The 20267-nt window shown below is 47.0% G+C and carries 17 protein-coding genes; 9 read left to right on the top strand and 8 right to left on the bottom strand.

All coding sequences use genetic code 11. From position 1 onward, the window contains the following. The first annotated feature begins 33 nt into the window (after positions 1-33). The 4 genes from BMZ56_RS10540 to BMZ56_RS10525 all read left to right on the top strand — a co-directional run bounded on the left by BMZ56_RS10540 (position 34) and on the right by BMZ56_RS10525 (position 3620). A complete protein-coding gene (locus BMZ56_RS10540; RefSeq protein ID WP_245893162.1) occupies positions 34-993 on the top strand; it encodes a histone deacetylase family protein in 960 nt (319 codons plus the stop codon). Between the two features lie 25 nt (positions 994-1018). Then, complete coding sequence (locus BMZ56_RS10535; RefSeq protein WP_090626541.1) at positions 1019-2074, top strand: nucleoid-associated protein; 1056 nt, start codon at positions 1019-1021, stop codon at positions 2072-2074. Between the two features lie 85 nt (positions 2075-2159). Continuing rightward, complete coding sequence (gene cmoA, locus BMZ56_RS10530; RefSeq protein ID WP_090626540.1) at positions 2160-2894, top strand: carboxy-S-adenosyl-L-methionine synthase CmoA; 735 nt, start codon at positions 2160-2162, stop codon at positions 2892-2894. A 3-nt stretch (positions 2895-2897) separates the two neighbouring features. Beyond that, positions 2898-3620, top strand: coding sequence for a methyltransferase family protein (locus BMZ56_RS10525; protein WP_090626539.1), 723 nt, complete (start codon positions 2898-2900; stop codon positions 3618-3620). Here BMZ56_RS10525 and BMZ56_RS10520 read toward each other — a convergent pair. The 7 genes from BMZ56_RS10520 to BMZ56_RS10490 form a co-directional block, all read right to left on the bottom strand. Beyond that, complete coding sequence (locus tag BMZ56_RS10520; RefSeq protein ID WP_090626538.1) at positions 3617-5194, bottom strand: DHA2 family efflux MFS transporter permease subunit; 1578 nt, start codon at positions 5192-5194, stop codon at positions 3617-3619. The two genes, BMZ56_RS10525 and BMZ56_RS10520, sit on opposite strands and share 4 nt — an antisense overlap. A gap of 1 nt (position 5195) precedes the next feature. Then, positions 5196-6305, bottom strand: a complete 1110-nt coding sequence (locus tag BMZ56_RS10515; RefSeq protein WP_090626537.1) for an HlyD family secretion protein — start codon at positions 6303-6305, stop codon at positions 5196-5198. A 29-nt stretch (positions 6306-6334) separates the two neighbouring features. Then, complete coding sequence (locus tag BMZ56_RS10510; protein ID WP_090626536.1) at positions 6335-7699, bottom strand: TolC family protein; 1365 nt, start codon at positions 7697-7699, stop codon at positions 6335-6337. Positions 7700-7731: 32 nt separating this feature from the next. Then, positions 7732-8379, bottom strand: a complete 648-nt coding sequence (locus BMZ56_RS10505; protein WP_090626535.1) for a TetR/AcrR family transcriptional regulator — start codon at positions 8377-8379, stop codon at positions 7732-7734. Between the two features lie 145 nt (positions 8380-8524). Next, complete coding sequence (locus BMZ56_RS10500; protein WP_245893160.1) at positions 8525-9646, bottom strand: Gfo/Idh/MocA family protein; 1122 nt, start codon at positions 9644-9646, stop codon at positions 8525-8527. Positions 9647-9738: 92 nt separating this feature from the next. Next, positions 9739-11286: a sulfatase family protein gene (locus BMZ56_RS10495; RefSeq protein ID WP_090626534.1), complete on the bottom strand. Its 1548-nt coding sequence runs from the start codon at positions 11284-11286 to the stop codon at positions 9739-9741. A 147-nt stretch (positions 11287-11433) separates the two neighbouring features. Next, positions 11434-12180, bottom strand: coding sequence for a DNA-formamidopyrimidine glycosylase family protein (locus BMZ56_RS10490; RefSeq protein ID WP_090626533.1), 747 nt, complete (start codon positions 12178-12180; stop codon positions 11434-11436). A 510-nt stretch (positions 12181-12690) separates the two neighbouring features. Between BMZ56_RS10490 and BMZ56_RS10480 the strand changes: the two genes are divergently transcribed. The 3 genes from BMZ56_RS10480 to BMZ56_RS10470 all read left to right on the top strand — a co-directional run bounded on the left by BMZ56_RS10480 (position 12691) and on the right by BMZ56_RS10470 (position 14437). Next, positions 12691-13458, top strand: coding sequence for a methyltransferase domain-containing protein (locus BMZ56_RS10480; RefSeq protein WP_090626531.1), 768 nt, complete (start codon positions 12691-12693; stop codon positions 13456-13458). 165 nt (positions 13459-13623) lie between these two features. Further along, positions 13624-13944 (top strand): ArsR/SmtB family transcription factor, encoded by a 321-nt coding sequence (locus tag BMZ56_RS10475; protein WP_090626655.1) that lies wholly within the window; start codon positions 13624-13626, stop codon positions 13942-13944. Position 13945: 1 nt separating this feature from the next. Further along, complete coding sequence (locus tag BMZ56_RS10470; protein ID WP_090626654.1) at positions 13946-14437, top strand: SRPBCC family protein; 492 nt, start codon at positions 13946-13948, stop codon at positions 14435-14437. Between the two features lie 75 nt (positions 14438-14512). Here BMZ56_RS10470 and BMZ56_RS10465 read toward each other — a convergent pair whose 3' ends face one another. Beyond that, entirely contained in the window at positions 14513-14977 is a 465-nt protein-coding gene (locus BMZ56_RS10465; protein ID WP_090626530.1) for a chorismate mutase family protein, read from the bottom strand. Positions 14978-15280: 303 nt separating this feature from the next. Here BMZ56_RS10465 and BMZ56_RS10460 point away from each other — a divergent pair, with 303 nt between their 5' ends. Further along, positions 15281-16534, top strand: a complete 1254-nt coding sequence (locus tag BMZ56_RS10460; RefSeq protein WP_090626529.1) for an exonuclease SbcCD subunit D — start codon at positions 15281-15283, stop codon at positions 16532-16534. Continuing rightward, entirely contained in the window at positions 16531-20259 is a 3729-nt protein-coding gene (locus tag BMZ56_RS10455) for an AAA family ATPase (RefSeq protein WP_090626528.1), read from the top strand. Before BMZ56_RS10460 ends, BMZ56_RS10455 begins: the two co-directional genes overlap by 4 nt. The last annotated feature ends 8 nt before the right edge of the window (positions 20260-20267 follow it).

Genomic DNA, 20267 nt, shown 5'->3' with positions numbered 1-20267 from the left:
TTGGGTTTATATATTACTTGTCAGTTGCCAAAAATGATATTTTTATCAGAAATAAGCAAGCCGGTCTTTGTTGTTTGCTATCTTCGCCCTGTGTTGAAAATCGCCTATCATCCGAGCTATTCGCATCCGTTGCCGGACGGTCATCGTTTTCCCATGGAGAAGTATGAATTGATTCCTGCTCAGTTACTTTATGAGGGCACGGTACAGGCTGATAGTTTTTTTGAACCTGCAGTGGCCGATTTTGAGACCATTATATTGGCACATGAAGTCGATTATTGCCAACGGTTAGTTGATTTGACGCTTTCGGCGGCGATGGTCAGGCGTATCGGTTTTCCGATGTCGGCCGCATTGGTGACACGTGAGCTCCGCATCGTTCAGGGTACGATAGACGGATGTGCATTTGCAAATCAATACGGAATCGCTTTTAATATAGCAGGAGGGACTCACCATGCAGGGCGCGACTGGGGCGAAGGATTTTGCTTGCTAAACGATCAGGCGATCGCCGCAGCTTATCTGGTTCACCGCAGGGGTTTTCAACAAGTACTGATCATTGATTTAGATGTACACCAAGGGAATGGAACGGCGCAGATCTTTGCCAACGATCGCCGTGTATTCACGTTTTCCATGCATAGCGAACGTAATTTTCCCTTTCGTAAGGAGCGTTCTGACGTCGATGTTGGGTTACCTGAGGGGACTGGCGATGAAGCTTATCTTGCTGTGCTAAAACGTCAGTTGCAGTCTATTTTTCAACGCATACAGCCTGACTTTGCGTTCTATCAGGCCGGAGTTGATGTGCTGGCTACAGATAAACTGGGAAAGTTGGCATTGACCCGGGCAGGCTGCAGCCGACGGGATGAGTTGGTATTCGAATATTGCCGGGCATATCAGGTGCCCCTTCAGGTGAGTATGGGCGGGGGATATTCTTCTCGCGTCCGTGATATTGTGGATGCACACTGCCAGACGTTCCGAACCGCTGTACGCATATATGATTGAAAACGTTTATTAATTATAAAATACTATGTTTTACTATACCGATGCTATCATTGAGCAATTGGCCATCCACCGGGTAGGCAATAAATTGCAGGATGAGTTTTATGTGTTAAGTGAAAAGCCTGTGGATGTATCAGATGGCGTGCTCAGCCAATTACTGATGCACTATTTTCTGAGTCCATTTGCCAAATTAGATGAAGTTTATCGGCTATCCCATCCGAGTAATACACGTTCGCTGAATGAAGTTTTTCATTTTTCAAATTCCTTTTTTTCGGGTGAACTGGAATTCCTAGAGTTAAGCCAGCAACTATCCAAACACCTGTTTGAGGTATCCAACCATCCCAATATCAAAGGTGGGGAGCTGTATATTGTGCACCTGCGTGACGTTCAATTGGAAGGAGAGGTACATGAAGCCATCGGAATATTCAAGTCTGAAAACAAGGAAGCATATTTGAAGATTTCACCGGTTCAGGGTGCGTTTGGACTGGATTATGAGCAAGAGGCCATCAATATCAATAAACTGGATAAAGGATGCCTAATTATTAATTCAGAGTCCGACGAGGGTTACAAAGTATTGGTTATAGACCAGACGAACCGACAACAGGAGGCCGTATACTGGAAGGATGATTTTCTCGGTGTACGGGTACGCAACGATGCGTTCAACCAGACGGGAAATTTTCTGAAGGTGTACAAGAAATTTGTGAACGAAGAACTGGATGAAACCTTTGAATTGGAACGCGCCGATAAAATCGATCTTTTAAATCGTTCGATGGATTATTTCAAGAATAAGGAAACTTTCCAGCAAGATGAATTTGCAGAAGAGGTGCTTGGCAATCCGCAAGCAGCAGGGCTTTTCAATAGCTATCGCCAGCAGTTTGAAGAAGAATTTGAGTCTCCGTTTGGTGATCAGTTTGCGATTTCGGGCCAAGCCGTAAAAAAAGCCCAAGCCACTTACAAGAGTGTGTTGAAATTGGATAAAAACTTTCATATCTACGTGCATGGAAAACGGGAATTGATTGAGAAAGGGTATGACGAGGAAAAGGGTATGAATTACTATATTTTATATTTTACAGAAGAGCATTAATTTTAAGAATTGTTTCCAGATTCTTTCCAGATTTTGCCGCTACTTTGGCCATCCTTCAATCAAGGCAATAGACCTGGGAAACTTTATGGGTAAGAATAAGGATAATGTATTCAGCGAAGTGATTAAAAAACCTTCGGATTTTAAATTTGGTGCCACGGTAGCCAATGCATTTGATGACATGGTGGAGCGGTCTGTTCCGTTTTATACCGAAATACAACGGATGATCATTGAACAAGCGGCAGAATTTGCGATACCGGGCACCAATGTATATGACTTGGGTTGTTCAACGGGAACCACCTTTCTTAACCTGGATCCGTATGTGGATGAACAGGTCCGTTTTGTTGGTATCGACGATTCGAAAGACATGCTCGGAAAATGTGCAGCCAAACTTCAGGAAGCAAAGCTTTCCAGGGAATACGAATTAAAAAATGTTGATTTGCACGATGATTTTGAAATTGAAAATGCGTCGGTCGTTATTTTGTGCCTAACCATGCAATTTGTGCGTCCGATATACCGGGAGAAGCTGTTAAAGAAGATCTATAACGGCCTCGTTCCAGGAGGCGTCCTCATCATTTCAGAGAAAATATTGGCGGAAGACAGCTTGTTTAATCGTAATTTCATTACGTATTACTACGACTATAAACGACGGAATCACTACAGTGATCTGGAGATTTCCCAAAAGCGGGAGGCCCTTGAAAATGTGCTGATTCCCTACAAACTGAGTGAAAATCTCAAGCTACTAATGGAAGCAGGTTTCAGCCATACCGAGGTGTTTTTCAAATGGTATAATTTTTCGGGATTCACAGCGGTCAAATACTGATATATGGTCCAGATTGGTAATTTTTTCTTTAGGTACCGCAACTACCTATTTATCTTCCTTTATTTAGCATTATTTATTCCTTCACCACCCATTTTCAGTGAAGGCAACGCAGGCCCGAAATTTTATCTTTATCCGTTGATTATTGGTCTTTGTATCACGATTGCAGGTCAACTCATCCGGGGCGCTACGATTTCGTTGGCTTATATTGTAAGGGGCGGGAAAGATAAGAAAGTATATGCGGAACAGCTGGTCACGAACGGTATTTTCGCACATTGCCGCAATCCGCTATATGTGGGTAATATTTTAATGCTGGTGGGGGTAGGTATTCTTGTTAATTCGTTGCTTTATCTGTTGGTTTTCATTCCGCTGTTTCTATTTATCTATCAGGCCATTGTGTTGGCGGAGGAAAATTTTCTGCGGAATAAATTCGGTGATCAATTTGATGCGTATGCAACCCGTGTACATCGTTGGCTGATCAATCCTTCCGGATTGGGGAAGACACTGTCGGAAATGCATTTTCTTTGGAAAAGGTGGTTGATTAAAGAGTATAATACGCAGGTAATCTGGCTAACAGGTATTGCTGTGATTTTGTTTTTCAAGTATTCGCATTGGCAATGGGACGCCGACACCCGGAATGGGTGGTTTGTTTTGGTGCTGCTGGTATTGGCTGTATACTACCTCACCGTCCGATATCTCAAAAAATCGGGCAGGTGGACGGCTGCTTAATGCGCTGCCGATACATCTATTTTCTCTTGACCGGTTTTGTTTTTCAGCATCAGGATAAAAGGTACGCAGATCAGGAACATGATGCCGATGTACAAAAACACATCCATATAAGACAATACCGCGACTTGCCCCATGATGGAACCATCCAGGGCTTTTAGCGCCGCCGCCTGTGCCTGATTAGGTGCCATGCCATGATGCATGAAATTGGCAACCATTCCTTGGTAGTTCTGTTGGAAAGCAGGGTTGTCCGGTGTGATGTTGGTAATGAGATCGTTTCGGTGCAGCGCATTGCGGCGTGTCATAAATGTGGTGATCAGCGCAATACCAAACGATCCGCCCAACTGCCGCATCATGCCGGTAAACGCGGCTCCTTGTCCGATTTGTTTTCCCTGCAGCGTAGAAAGTGACAAGGTGGAAACCGGAATGAACAGCATACTCATGCCAAACCCGCGGAGCATTAGCATCCAGAAAAATGCATCACTTCCTGTATCCGGTGTGAGAACCTTATATCCCCATATGCAGAAAATAAAAAACAGGAACATGCCCGTAGCGGCGAGGTATTTTTGTTTTACGCCCCGCTGTATAGCTTGTCCGATGATGGGCATCATAAAGGCCGTCATCAGCGAAGAAGGCACCATGAGCAATCCGGCCTGATAGGCCGTCCAACCCAATGAGTTCTGGGTATAGAGTGGAATGATAAACGTAGAACCGTATAAACCAAAACCAAGGATAAAGGAAAGGATGGTTCCTACTCGTAGGTTGGCATTTTTGAGTACGCGCAGTTCCACAATCGGGTTTTTGCACACCATCTCCCGCCAGATAAATAGGTATAAGCAAACAGCACATAAAACGACGAAAAACACAATCATTGAGCTGCTGAACCAATCTTCTTCCTGGCCGCGTTCAAGAATTAGTTGCAATGCCCCCACGGCACCGGCGAGAAAGACGATCCCCCACCAGTCAATTTGGTTGGCCGCTCGACGTTCGCCGTATTTGGGACTTTTGATAAACCGAAGGGTCAACATGGTCGCAATGACGCCCACCGGAATATTGATGTAAAAAATATACGGCCAACTGAAGTTGTCGACAATATATCCTCCCAATGGAGGGCCGAGGGTAGGGCCGACGATGACGCCCAGCCCGTAGATGGCTTGGGCCATCCCTCTTTTTTCGATGGGGTAAACTTCGGTAATGATGGTCTGTGATGTAACCAGCAACGCGCCGCCGCCTAGGCCCTGCAGAAAACGGAATAAGATGAGTTCCCACATGGTGGTGGCATTACCACATAGGAATGAACAAATGGTGAAGAGGATAATAGATCCGGCAAAGTAGTGGGTACGACCAAATTGTTGCGATAGGAAACTGGTAAGTGGGACGATAATAACGTTGCCAATGGCATACGCGGTAATCACCCATCCGATTTCGCTTAGCGTGGCGCCCATACTGCCTCGCATATCGTTAAGGGCCACGTTGATGATGGTGGTGTCTACGATTTCCAGCAACGCGCAACACACTGCTGTGATGGTCACGATTGCGCGACGAAATCCGTATTCTACCAGAGAGTCTGGTTCCATATTAGTTTAAATGGACGTCTACCAACACATTCATTCCGGTTCGCATCTTTTCGATGAATGCAGGGTGATCACCCTCCTGGAAATCGATTCGCACCGGCACCCGCTGCACCACTTTCACAAAATTGCCGGAAGCATTGTCGGGAGGTAGCAACGACTGAGCGGCTCCGGTGGCGGGGGAGAACGAACTGACTGTTCCTTCAAGTGTAGAATCGGGAAAGGCATCCACTTTAATCGAAACCTTTTGTCCCACGTGCATCTTGGTAAGTTGGGTCTCTTTGAAGTTAGCCACTACCCATTTATCGGTGGTAGGGACAATGCTAAACAGTGCCTGCCCGGCATTTAGAAACTGACCTGCTTGCAGATTTACCTTGCCAATCTGTCCATCGATGGCGGCGGTAATGACAGTGTAAGAAAGATTGAGGGTTGCAGCTTCCACTTCGGCTTCGCGTTGCTTGATCGTCGCCGCTGCCACGGATGCTTGACTGCTGCTTACGGACTTCTGTCTGCTCACGGTATTTGCCTGGCGTATAGCTGCCTGTTTTTGAGACTCCAAGACGACCAAGCGTTGTTCGGCCAGTTGTTTGGCAGCCAGCGCCTGCTCGTATTGCTGTTGGGTGATGCTGTGATCAGCGATCAGATTCTGGTAGCGTTCAAAATCTTTTTGAGCCCGCCAAAGATCGACTTTTGCCGATTCGATCTGCGCATCAGCTGTGCTAATGCTGGTTTGCGATGCGTCTATATTGGCCTGTGCAACGGCAATACCCGCACCTGCCACATCGATGCCACTTTCGGCCGACGCCAGCAGTGCTTCCGCTTGTGCCAGCTTCACCTGAAAATCGCGGTTGTCTAAGACAATCAGCGTGTCTCCTTTGTGTACCAATTGGTTGTCTTGTACGTATACTTCCTGGATATATCCGGCAACACGCGGTATCACGGGGCTGATCGTCGATACAATCTGCGCATCATCGGTTTCTTCATGTCGCTGCGCATGTAGGAATTTGATCACGCCGTAAGTTCCACCGATAAGGATAAGCAAGCCGAACACAATGGCGAAGCCCTTGTTGCCTGATTTTTTCTCCTTCGTTGTTGATTGCTGATTATTGGATTGCATGATGTATGATTGAGATAATATCGTTTGTTTTATTTATGTTGTGCAGTAAAGATTTCGGCTTCCACACCGGCACTTTCATGCAGCTTGTGATAGGCTACTGCGGCGTCTGCTTTGGCATAGGCATACTCCAATTGCGCCTGTAGCTTGGCTACATCCGCATCGAGTAGGTCAGTGGTAGTTGCCAGGCTATTATCGTGCTTGTTTTTTGTTATCCGATAGTTTTCATTTGCCTGCTCCGTGGCTTTGCGATATACTTCGATTTTTTTCAAACTTTGTACATAGTTCAGGTACGCTTGATGGATTTCACTTTTTATACCCTCATTTAACTGCTGGCGATGCCACATAAGCTCTTCTTCTTGGGCCTTGGCTTGTTTAACCTTTGCACTCGCCTTATAAAGTGAGCCAAGGTTATAACTCAACCCTAATCCAGCATTGACAGCGTTGGTAATGGTCAGCGCATGTGGAATATTAGCTCCCATATAGCTTACACTGATTGCTAAAGCCGGATAATAGGCACTTTTTGCGATTTTTACGCCAGCTTGTGCGGCTTGTTCCCGTTTTGCGAGTGCTTGGTAGTCTGCACGGTGATCCAAAGCGTTGATTTCCCACTTGTCTTCCGATTGTGTGGACGGAATCTCCGCTAATGACACGGTATCCAAAACCAGCGCGGTATGGCTATCCAATCCTAGCATGAGATTAACATTATAATTGCAGACACTGGCGTTGTTTTCCGCATTGATCAACGCGAGCTCCAGGTTACTTTGCTGCAATTGTACTTTCAAGAGGTCATTGCGGGCAACGATGCCGTTTGCCTCCAGATTTTGGAAATCCCGTACACGCTGTTGTGACGATTTTAGGTTTTCCTTTACCAATTCCACCGCAGCCTGAGCTTTGTAAAGGTTATAATAGGCGGCCACTGTGTTTTGAATAATATGTTGCCGATCCTGCAGGGCATCCAGCCGTGTGGCTGTTTCAAGGAATTTAGCCGACGCAATGCTTTGATTAATTTTGCCTCCGGTAAACAAAGGTAGCGATGCGGTAGCCATTCCAAACATAGCTTGGTTTACCGCCGGAAACGACCCTGCGGCGCTCCCTTCGTCATTGCTGTTTTCACCGGAGCTGGCAAACTTTATTTCCAGGTGAGGCTCATTGACCCGGAGGTATTGTCCCGAAACATCGATGTCGGGCAATCGGCTATTTTTTGCTTCCTGTACGGCGGCGGTTGCCCCGCTGATTTTGCTGTCGTCTATCTTCAGTTCGTTGCTATGGGCCAAGCTGGCGGCAACTGCATCTGCTAACGACAGAGGCCGGGACTGCTGTCCCAGCGCGATTCCTCCGATCAGTAAACTGCCGATTACGAATCCTGATTTTATAAAACTGATCGATTTGTTCATTTTAAAATACTATACTTTTTCCAACAGCGGTTTTATACATTGCTGGGGTCGGTCAGGTAGGCAATAAACATACGTTTAAGATGCGTGCGGAGGGTCTCCGTACGTTCATGTTTGATTGTTTCCCTTTGTTCCTCGGTAATATTGCGGTGTTCCAATTCGTACCGTGTATTGGCCATATTCTGGTGTACGCTGCCTATCAGTACCGACGACATAAAGAATACATCTACATCCGTACGGAAAACGCCCAACCGTTGGCCATTCTTCACGGCCTTTTCCACTAGCCGCCTGTTTACCGTTTTCATTTCTTTGATCATGTCAAACAGGGGACCTTGTTTCAGGATACCGGATTCACGGATCATCAGCCGGTGGAAAAGCTGGCGGTCAGCCAGCATGTCGACAAACATGTCAATGATTTTACTTACTTTTTCAGTTGCTGAATCGTTGCGTTGGTTGAGGATGGTTTTGAAGGCAGACCGGATGAATTTAAAATGATTGATAAACACAGCCTCCAATAATTTATCCTTGGAACCAAAATAGTAGGATACCATCGCTACGTTTACCTCCGCTTCCCTCGCGATATCGCGGATAGAGGTTTTATCGTATCCGTTTTCGGCAAAGAGACGGAGCGCAATAGCCATGATTTGTTGTTGTTTTTCGTTGTATTGCACCATTTCCGTCATAATGGAGGCAAAGTTAAACAAACGTTTAATTAAAACATTCGTTTAAGAACAAATAAAATGGATTTACTTTAGGTTATGTGCTGCAATAAATTGTATTACAATAAATTGTTTATTGTCATTTGTGTGTAAATACCGAGGAGAGGTATCAGAGATTTAATTCGTGACGCTTTCCAGAGGCACATGCAGCATAGATTGCGTCAATGATTTTCAGATCTTTTACCCCTTCAGCTCCATCCACAGCTACCACGGGGCTGTCGCCATCGAGGATGATTCCGGCCATGGCGTCCATTTGCAGCGTTTGGTGGGTAACGTGAGGTTGTGTAAGCGCTCCTTTATTTGTGCGTCCCTTGATTGGGCCGTATCCAGTGGAAGGCTGTAATTCGGCGAATCCCTTTTCGCCGTTTAAAAAAAAGCGATCTAGGTAGTTCATATTGTAGGTGGATAAGCAAGACGCTACGGCACCGCTCGGAAAGCCCAGCTGGAATTGAATGGTTTCATCGACACCCTCTTTAAATTTAACCGTATCCGTCTTTGTTTCCTGAGCGGTTACCCAGATAGGTTCTTCATTGACCATGTAACGTGCACCGTTGATGGAATAAATGCCAATGTCCATGAGCGAGCCACCACCTGCTAACGCCTTGTTCAGTCGCCATTGGTTTGGATCGCCGATCCGGAAACCGCTTAGGCCTTGAAAGAATAGGATCTTTCCAAACTCGTCCGCATTGCGCATCCGTATCACTTCAAGCGTTTTAGGTTCAAAATGCATTCGGTAGCCTACTAATAGTTTGACACCGGCTTCCGAACACGCGTCTACCATTTCCTGACCTTCCTTCGCATTGAGCGCCATGGGTTTTTCGCTAATTGCATGCTTTCCCGCACGGGCCACCCGGATGACCTGGTCGTGGTGCAGTGCATTTGGAGTGGTCACATAGACCACGTCGATGTCCGGATTATTCTTGATGTCGTCGAAATTTTCGTAGTTATACCTGCTTTTTTCCGGAACATTATATTTTGTACCCCATTCGGAAAGTTTGGAAGGTGTACCGCTAATAAGGCCTGTTATTTTTGCCCGCTTACAGTCCTGCATGGCTTTTGCAACTATCGACGCATATCCACCCAGTCCCATGAGTGCTACCCGCAACACGGGGCCGTCCGGATTGCGGACAAGGTTGACCGGTTGATCCCAGGCATTAGCGGATGATAGGAAAGGGATTGCGATAGCGGAAGCAGTTAATTTCTGCAAGAAGTCGCGGCGTGAGTTCATCATTCAACAGTTTAATGGTTCTTTAATTAGTAAGCTAACACCCAGGTGTCTAAATAGTTTGTTTGATGCAGCTTAGCAAATATACAAAGAACTTCTTATCGCTGCTCTTGATACCACTCGATAAATTCAGCTTCATCAAAGGCTTCGGGATGTATGTGTAATTTTTGTCTTATTTGCTGTTGCAACAACCTGTCTAATTTTGCGCTAATCTCCGCATATGCGGGGTCGTGTACCAGGTTTTGATATTCGAGTGCTCCGTTATCTCTCAGGTCATACAATTCAAATTCTTCGGGGTATCCGCCAAGTGCATCGAAGTACCGGCTGTATTTCCACTCCGCTGTGCGTATGCAACGTATCCGGTTTGCTGCTTTTACCACGCTGGGTTTATCAGCGGCGCTTGCTTTTGTGTCGTCGAATGTGAATAGAATGGCTTCTTGAACGGGCTTGTCCTCATTCAGCAAAGGCGTAAGGTTGGTACCTCGCACTCCTACCGGTGGGAGTGAACCGGTGATAGCCGCGATGGTCGGCACGATATCGATCAGTGAAGCCAGTTGACGGGTGCTTTTATAGGTAGCTGTTTCAGGAAAGAGTATCGGGTTGGAAAAGACCATCGGTATGCGGATTGCTTCTTCATAAGCTACAAATGCCTTTTGACGCATGCCGCCATGTGCCATACCCATTTCGCCGTGGTCAGCAAGACGGATCACCAGCGCTTGGTCGGCCAGTTTGCTGCCCTCCACTTCCCGGTAGAGCTCATCGATGAAGAAACCGATTTCGGTGTCGATCAGACGCAGCAAATTACCGTAGAAGTTGAGGTAATTGGTTTGCTTTTCGGGCGTATTGAGTAAGCCTAAACCTAGGGCAGCGGAGGTCTTTACCTGTGCTTGCGCAGCAGGTTTGCCGTTGGTAGTAAGGTCTTCGTTTACCGTTTTGGGAAGTGTTATTGGGCCCTTGAGGAACTCATCGTTGTAGCCATATTTGAACCCCCTTGGGTAACACAGCACATCGTGCGGATTAACCAAGGAGAGAACTAGGCAATACGGTTTGCCTTTTCCTTGCGCGCGCAATTCCCTGACATTTTTCAGGAAGTCAATGGCCTGTTTTATATAGGCTCCATCGTGGTTGGCGAAGCCGCCGCCAAAATTCTCGGGCGCGGTGTCTTCCCCCGCATCGGGAGCCTCCCAGCCCCTGAAACCATACATAGCGATATCCGATGGATCGGGGCTGCCGCCGTCTGCACCCTTGCTTACGTGCCATTTGCCACGGTAGTGCACATCGTAGCCATTGTCAATCAGCATACGCGCCACATTAGGTATCGAACTGTCTAGCGTAACCTCTCCCGGAGAATATTTCCCTCCTTCGGTAAGGGTTTGCGTCACATGATGCTGCGCAGGGTAAAGACCGGTCAACAGTGTAGACCTGCTGGGCGAACACATGCATGTATTGCAAAATGCCCGGTCAAAGCTGAATCCGTTTTGTTTCAGGAAGGTCAGTGTCTTTAGATTGTCACGTTCCCAGTTCTCGGGGAAATGTTGTGTGGCCCGTTCCTGGTCGGTAATGATCATGACGATGTCAGGCTTCCCGGAAAAGCATGCAAGGCGTTCGCTGAAATCCGTAATCGCCTCTTTGAGGTGTTTTTTCATGGTGGTAGAAGTTTGTGTAGACGAAGATAAAAAAATAAATTCAACCGTGAAGAGTTTAAGCAATAAGCACCACGACGACTAGCTGATTAGGTACTTATCGCATATCACGACATGCAAGATAATGAGACGAATGATCTAGAGGAATTGTTATTCGGGAACTTTGTAAAGCACCTGACAGTTATCACAAAAGAAGCTCCTTCGGTTGGTTTTGCCTGTGTAGGCTTTGCTAAAAGGAATGTGGCAGCGTGGACACGTTTTTTTAGTATGTGCTAACCAATGTTTTCTTAAGGTAAATTCCTTTTTCCACTGAAGAAATTCAAACGCATAGCTCCGGACCTCCCGTACCATTTCTTTTAATTTGGTGTTTGGTAAGGATCCCAAAATAGATAAAGGATGTACCCGAATCCGGAACAACACTTCATTCTTGATGATATTTCCGCTCCCAGCGAATACATTTTGATCCAATAATGCATCACAGGCAAGCATATGGGGCAGGCGTTTCAATTTTTCCAAAGTGTTTTCGGCATCCCATTCGTTGGCCATTATATCGCTGGACCAATCATAGACTTCATCCACAGGTTTGTCGATAAGCTTTACCGAGCATGCATAAAAGTTCAATTCATCGGTCATAAACTGTAAGCTTAGTCTGACGGGAGAAGGCTTTCGTTTGTTGATGCGGTAACTTCCGAATAAAAGAAAGTGAATCCGAAGGGTATTGGTTTCGAAGCAAATCAAGAAATGCTTGCCCCAGGAACGGAAGCTAAGCACGGTTTGTCCCGGAAGTACATGTTGGTCTATTTTGCTGTTGCCTTCCACTGCACAGATTTGTTGTCCTTCCAAGTGTAGGGACTCCACAGCTTCTCTCAATATTACGATTGACGGTCCTTCCGGCATAAAAAGTAAATTAGCGCATTTAAATTGTAACGTATAGCTTCTCTGACCAGTACTAACCGGTACTCGACGCCAACGAATTTTCGTTACAACAATTGGCTAACAGGAATGTTCGCTTATGCCGTTTATCAATATTTTATATGTTCATCCACATCATATTTCATACCCAGATAATTCAGTATCCTACGCATTAACCCCATTTGGCCGCAGAGGGAATCTTCTCTGCCGATGCAAATACCAATAAAGTTGAGTACAGTTTCCGGAAAAAAAAGAGACATTCATATGTAAGGGAAATTCCTCGCTCAACCAGGCATCAGTAATCGCTAGCAGTGCGCCATAAATAACCGGATATATTTTGTGAAAATTCTCTTTGAGCTCCTTCAGCATAGGATATGAGTTGTTTTCGTCCAACGCCTTCGCTTGGAAGAATAAATCGTTGTTCGGGTCCGTTTCCTTATCGCCCCGGGCTAAATAAAATAGAATTTGCTTACTATTGTAAAAATACACTTGCATATGCCTTGGAATCCAGAGCTATATAATCAGTTTAAGCAAATCCGTTACAAACCCTTCTATGATTTAGTGAATTTAATTTCAGCCGAAAATGTGAAGAACTGTGTAGACATCGGCTGTGGAACCGGTGAACAGACTTCAATCCTGTCTGAAAAATTTGAAAATGTTAATTTTCTGGGAATTGATTCCTCGGAAGAGATGCTTAATGAGTCCAATCAATTTACGAAGGATAACCTACATTTTGAATGGGTTACCATTGAAGAGTTTGCCCATTCCACATTAACATGGGATTTAATTTTTAGCAACGCGGCTCTTCAATGGTCAGACAATCATGCAGTGTTGTTTCCGAAACTTATCGCTAACTTGAATTCAGGAGGACAATTTGCCGTGCAAATGCCCTTTCAGCCGGAAAATGTTTTGAATACTATCCTGCTTGAAATAGTAACTGAAAAGCCGTTTGTTGATTTACTGAGAGGTTTTATCCGAAATTCTCCTGTGTTAACAATAGATGACTACACAAAACTGTTGTTTGATTGCGGGTTAAAAGGGTTGAATGTATCATTAAAAGTCTATCCGATCATTGCAACGAGTGAAATAGAACTGTATAACTTTATTTCAGGATCGGCGCTTATCCCCTATATGGAGCGATTGGACAGAGCAGGGCAAGAATTATTGAAGTCGGTCTTTATACAAAGAATACAAACTCATTTTATTTCCTTTCCGGCAATTTATCCGTTCAAAAGAATCCTAATGTACGGAGTCAGCGGATAGATGTGTGCCCTTGCCGGTGGCTACTGAAATACTGTAGGCCATTGTAATCAAAACGTCTTCGTCCGGAAATAGGATGCTAGTAAACAGCTGCCTAAGAAAAAAATAATAAAAAGTTTGCACAACCAAATGGTTGTATTTATATTTGACAACCATTTGGTTGTATTTATGGTAGAAAGAAGAGACGTTTTCCAGGCAATCGCAGATCCGACAAGGAGGATAATCATCCAGAAGCTATCCCGTGGGCCGCTAAATATTGCTCAGATTGGGGTTGATCTTGAAATGAGCAGGCAGGCGATAGCCAAACACATCAAGATTCTAAATGAGTGCGGTATGATCTCGATGACCCAAAAAGGTCGCGAACAGGTTTGTGAAGCACGGATTGAGCGACTAGAGGAGGTGATGGATTGGGTGGCGAAATCCCGCGAGCTATGGAGCCAACGATTTGAAAAATTGGATAGATTTCTTAATGAAACAAAAAAACGATAGTATGAATTCAAGCAACAAAGAACTCTTTATCACGCATCTAGTTGATGCTCCTAAGGAGGCCGTATTCCAAGCCTGGGCGGATGCTGAGCAATTAAAGCATTGGTATGCACCTGATGGATGCACCATCGAATTTAAAACCATTGATGTTACGCCGGGTGGCGGTTTTCACTCTTGTGTTCACGATCCGATATACGGTGATTGCTGGATTAAGGGAAGGTATATAACGGTCCTGCCACCTGAAAAGCTGGTTTTCACCATGGTGCTCTCAGACTCGGATGGAAATTCCATTACGTCGGTTAAGGCAGGGAAACCCGAAGACTGGCCCGAGGAGACGGTCACCACTGTCATTTTTGAAGCCGTTGGAGAACAGACGCGAATATCGGTACACCAGACTGTTTCAGAAGAGGAGGCGAAAAAGACCGGCGCTTACCAAAGCTGGATTAAGATGTTTAATCGACTTAATTTACTCTTAAACCCAGAAGCGGCTCATTAACAGATAATACGAAGCCTTCCTTTGAGCGGAAGGCTTCCTTTATATCCAGCTGTGAATCCCAAGTGAGTTATGGTGTTATCGGGCTACGGTCGTGATTTGGGCCAGTGCCCTTTTTGCTTTGTTAAATTCTTTCTCTTCTTTTTTAAGGGCTACTTCCAACTGCTTTTTCAGTTTTGCGATTTTCTTTGCCTCCTGGGTATCGCGCTCGGCGTGCAGTTTCGCGTAGCGGGTGTTAATCTCATTGATGGCCTTTTTGCTTTGCTCCACGCGGATACCTTTATCGATGTCTTGCTGATACAGACCCACAAAAAACTTATGTTCACGTTCCAGCTCGGCGTGGTTGCCGCGGCTTGTTTCAATCCGCGTTTCAGCGAGATCATATTGGTTGTAAAGTACTTCCATGTTGTATTGGTGGAAGGCGGCGGTTTCTTTCAGCATTGTCGCTCTGCTTTTGTTATTTGACGGGTCAGGCGGAGTTGTGGCAAAGCTATTTCCAAGGGCTGTTACACTGATCAGGGTGCTTAATACGAACGTTTTCATGATGATATCGTTTTATGTTATTTAATTATTGTTTTTATGTTCTTTGTAGAAGAGACGCTGGTAATGGAAAAAAGTTGCAGTGCAATTGGGCGTTTTTAGACGAATGACAGATATGGCTCGACCAACGGGTAGTGCTTTAGATTAAATGGCTAATTTGATAGACGAATAGCAAGTTGACGGTCGCTAAATCCATAACTATTCGTGAGCACTTAAGGAAACATGTCGCAGCGAATAACGTTGCCTATATTTAACGTGAGTTATAATTGCATAAAAAAGCAACTTTATCTAAGTTTGACGCAACGTATGAACATTCTCCACACAGCCGACTGGCATTTGGGCCAGCTCTTCTACGAGTACGACCGCACGTATGAGCACCAGCAATTTCTGGATTGGCTGGTACAGACATTGCAACGTGAGGAGGTGGATGTACTGCTCATCAGTGGCGATGTGTTCGATCTGTCAAATCCGTCGGCCGCTACCATCCGCCAATTCTACACGTTCCTCAACCGGGCCATCCGCGCATGTCCAGACATCCAGGTTGTTATCACGGCAGGTAACCACGACTCGGCATCGCGGCTTGAGTCGCCGAAGCCACTGCTCGAATCGTCCAATATCCATATTATCGGAGTTATTGAAAGAGACAACAAGGGAACCATCGATTATGATAAGCTCATCATCCCGCTCGTTAAGGATGGGAACGTAAGAGCGTGGTGTTTGGCAGTCCCATTTCTGCGTATGGGCGATTATCCGGTCCTCGCAGATTGCGATAATCCCTACGCAGAAGGCGTGGAAGCGCTGTACCGCAACCTATGCCAAACCGTTAAAAGCAGATGTCAAACCGGACAGGCGCTTATTGCCATGGGACACCTCCACGCCAAGGGAGCAGAAACGTCTGATCTGGACAAAGTCGAGCGGCTTATTATGGGAGGGGTGGAATGTATAGCTGCTTCTGCCTTTCCGGATGAGCTAGCCTATGTGGCACTCGGCCACATCCATAAGGCACAACGGCTCGGGGGCAAAGAGCATATCCGGTACGCTGGCAGCCCCTTGCCGATGTCATTTTCAGAGATCAATTACAAGCATCAGGTTATCCTCTTCACCTTGGAAGAAGGGCAAGCTACTCGACCCCGGAGCATCGAAATACCCGTTACTGTGCCGCTGCTCAGGGTGCCGACTGCTCACAGCCGAGTGGGGGAAGTGCTGCTCGCCCTGCGCCAACTTCCGGTAGCTATAGGAAAGGACCGCAGCACAGCTCCTTATTTGCAGGTATCCGTTTTGCTTGATGCTCCAGAGCCGGGTCTTCGCCATAAGATCGAGCAAGCCTTAGTCGACAAATATGTTCGACTGGCACGTATCGATACACGGTATCCGATGCAAAAGGATCTGGCAACAGCCGAACAAATCCAGCAGCCCGACCCACTTCAAACGCTGAAGCCGGTAGATATTTTCAAGCAGGTATACGAATCGCGCTATGCCAATGAAGTGCCTTCCGTGTTGATAGAGTTATTCAACGAAGTAGCTCAGCATGTCGATGAAAAAGAAAGAGGCCCGGCATGAAGATACTAACCATCCGTATTAAAAATCTGGCTTCCTTGGAAGGCACCACGGAAATCGATTTTATGCAGGAGCCGCTGTGTTCCGCCGGTATCTTTGCCATTACCGGGCCCACCGGGGCTGGCAAGTCTACCATCCTTGATGCACTCTGCCTTGCACTTTATGCAAAGACACCGCGGTATATGCAGGCGCGCGAAACCGGCATTGAGATCGCCGACGTACGGGGCAGCACTATCAACCAAAGTGACGTTCGTGCTATTTTGCGCGACGGTACTGCAGATGGCTACGCCGAAGTGGATTTTGTGGGCATCGACGGCCAGCGTTACCGCGCCAACTGGAATGTGCGCCGTGCACGGAATCAGGCAGCGGGCAGCCTCCAGCAGGCAACTACTACACTAAAAAACCTGAGCACGGGCCACGATATCGGCGGCCGGAAAACGGAGTTGCTGTCCGAAATTATCCGATTAGTGGGACTTAACTACGAACAGTTCATCCGTTCCGTACTCTTGGCGCAGGGCGATTTCACTGCTTTTCTGAAAGCCGACAAAGACCAGAAAGCATCGTTGTTGGAAAAGTTGACCGGCACACATATTTATTCTGAGCTTTCAAGGCGGATATTTGAGCGCTGTCGGGAGGAAGACCAACAGCTTAAGTTGCTTCAGCGTAGTCAAGAAAACATTGTTACCCTCACGACCGAGGAGCTAGCCGACCTAAACGAGCAAGAAATTGCGTTGGCCAAGTTACTAGAACAACTCGAAGCACGCATCAACACGACCCTTGCAGAACTAAAATGGCACGGAGATCTGGATAGCCACGAAGTTCAGGTGCAGGAAGCTGAGCGTACCTTCCAGGAGCGTCTCACCCAAAGGGAACAATCCACCGATCGCGGAACGTACTTGAAACACGTAGAGCAGGTACAGCCTACCCGCACGTGGGTAGATGCACTGCACGAAGCAACCGGGCAACTTGCCCAAAAACGGGAAGCACTCGAACAAGTCCGGGTGCGCCAGCAGCTATTGGCTCAGCAGACCGCGGAAATCGAAACAGTCGTGGCTGAAGCAGCCGGGCAGCTGGAGGCGCAAATCGTTGCACAGGAGGAAGCCAAACCCCTGCTGGACGAAGCTAGGAAGCTTGATACACAGTTGCAGACCAAAGAGGCCGAAGTCGCCGCTGCGCGTCAACAACTGGACGCCCGCAAAGTAAAATGGAAAACCAGTCATAGGCATCTTATGCAACAGCAGCGAGAAGCCGAAACATTGGCTGAGCAAATCAGTAGGCTACAGGAATGGAGGGAAAAGCGCCGCAACCGCCAGTCTGTTGCCGAAAATAGTACACTCATTGCTGCCAAGCTCAGCGACGCCCGCAAGCAGTTGGAAGCGATCGAAAGCGCCACGGAAAATACTATTCAATTCGAAGCCGAAATCAAGGTGAAGATTGTCGAACATACACAACATGCCCAGCGGTCTGAACGTCTCGCCAAGGAGATGAATGGAGTAACAGCCCGGCTGGAAATCCTACAAAAGGAGCTGTCGACGATTCCTGTTGAACAATTGCGTGAAGAAATTAAGGCGGTCAGTGCCAATGTGGAAGATATCCGCAGTGGCGCCGCCCACTGGCGACAACTCTGCCAAGTGTTGCGAGCCGAACGTATCTTAACGGAAAAAGCCGAAAATACGCAAAGAGAATTGGCCGATAAAGAAGCACAGCTTGCAGCGGCAGCCACAATCCTGCAGGCTGTCACCGAGCGGCGGAAAGCCTCGGCTACAATGCTGGAGAAAGCCAGGCTTGCCGCCTCCGAAAATGTAGAAGCGCTGCGCGCAGAATTGGCAGAAGGGCAGCCCTGCCCCGTATGTGGCAGTGAAACACATCCCTATGCCCATGAAAATCCCCGGCTAAACCATGTGTTGGATGAGTTGAAGAATGCTCATGAAGCCCATGAAGCAGCTTATAGTGAACAATTGACCCGCCATAGCCAGTTGATGCAGTCGATCATGTTATTGCACCAAACGATCACCATGCTGGAAAACGATCGGAAAACAGACGAAGCCGAACTCCGGTCACTTACGGCCGGTTGGGAAGCTTTTGCGGTTGCCCACGCCAGCATGGACATCGCGGAGGAAGAACGGGAAAGCTGGTTAGCCGAGCAGCTTGCCCAGACGAAAGCCAAGCAGGAGGCTATCGCCCAGCATCTTGAATACTATCAAACGTTGCAGTCCCAGCGCGAAGCGATCCGGCAAACGTGGCAGCACCTGCAAACCGAACATACGGATGCTGTCAATGCGGTGAAAGATTTGGAGCGAGCTAGTCAAATACTCAACGAACGTCGTGCTCACGCCCAATCGGTCCAAACTGTCGGTACAGCGAACCTCGAAGACATACTGGCTTCGTTGAAGCCCAATTTTCCGGACGACCTGTGGATTGCCAACTGGAAGAACCAGCCCGATGCTTTTCTGGAAAGCATCGATGCTTTTGCCGACGAATGGAAACAAACAGCCGAAGCGTTAGAACGTGATCGCAACATACTCGATGTGTTGCGGGCTACACTTGCCGGTCTGCAATCAGAGGAACAAGCGCTTGCCACTGATGTTGCTCAAACCGAACAAGAACTTACCAATAAACAGGCTGCTTACACAGCGCTTACGGAAAGCCGTCGGTCCATTTTTAACGGAGAAGCCGTTGAAATCCTCGAAGCGCAGTTGAAGCAGCGCGCTGTCCAGGTACAAGAGCAAGTAAATGTCCATAAACAACGGCAAGCACATCTGCAAACCGAAAAAGTACGAACGGATGCAATCGTCAAAGAAACGCAAGGGGAGATCGCCCGACTGGAAAAGCGTACGAACGAGCTATCCGGAAAAATAGAACAATGGCTGGAAGAATACCAGACCAAGCATCAGCATTCACTGGATCGGGCCACGCTGCAAGCCTTACTTTTGCATCCTTCGGAGTGGATCGCCAAAGAGCGGGAGGTGCTTTCTGCCATTGAACGGGCCGTTACTCAAGCCACATCGATATTGGAGGAGCGCCGGCGTCAGCTTGCTCACCACGAAAGGAAACGACCGTCCGATCAAACCGTCGATGCCTTGAAGCAGCAACTGGACCAACAGCAGGCCGACAGATCCGAATCCCTTTGGAAACACAATGAAATCGGGTTCCGGTTAAAGCAAGACGAAGCCAATAACCTGCAATTGGGCGACTTACTTACCACCATCCAGGCACAAATAACCGTGCTGGAAAACTGGTCTAAGTTGAACGAAATGATCGGCTCGGCCGATGGCAGGAAATTCCGGCAGATAGCGCAGGAATATACATTGGATGTGTTGCTTAGTTACGCCAATGTACATTTGGAAGTACTGTCGAAACGCTACCGCTTGCAACGGATACCAAATACCTTGGGGTTACAGGTGCTGGATCAGGATATGGGCGATGAAGTACGTACGGTATATTCCCTTTCCGGGGGTGAATCCTTCTTGGTCTCCTTGGCTTTGGCACTTGGACTCGCCTCTTTATCGACCAACCGGATGAATGTCGAATCGTTGTTTATTGATGAAGGCTTCGGCTCGTTAGATCCAAATACACTTAACGTAGCGATGGATGCACTGGAGCGCCTGCATAATCAAGGCCGCAAAGTAGGGGTGATTTCACACGTGCAGGAAATGACCGAACGGATACCGGTACAGATTAAGGTAAGTAAGGAGCAGAGTGGGAAGAGCAGCGTGAGAGTTGTTTAACAATTTGC

It is taken from the genome of Parapedobacter indicus, assembly GCF_900113765.1.
Taxonomy (GTDB): Bacteria; Bacteroidota; Bacteroidia; order Sphingobacteriales; family Sphingobacteriaceae; genus Parapedobacter; species Parapedobacter indicus.
The sequence above is the reverse complement of the archived record's forward strand: the minus strand, read 5'-3'. Positions and strand labels throughout refer to the sequence as shown.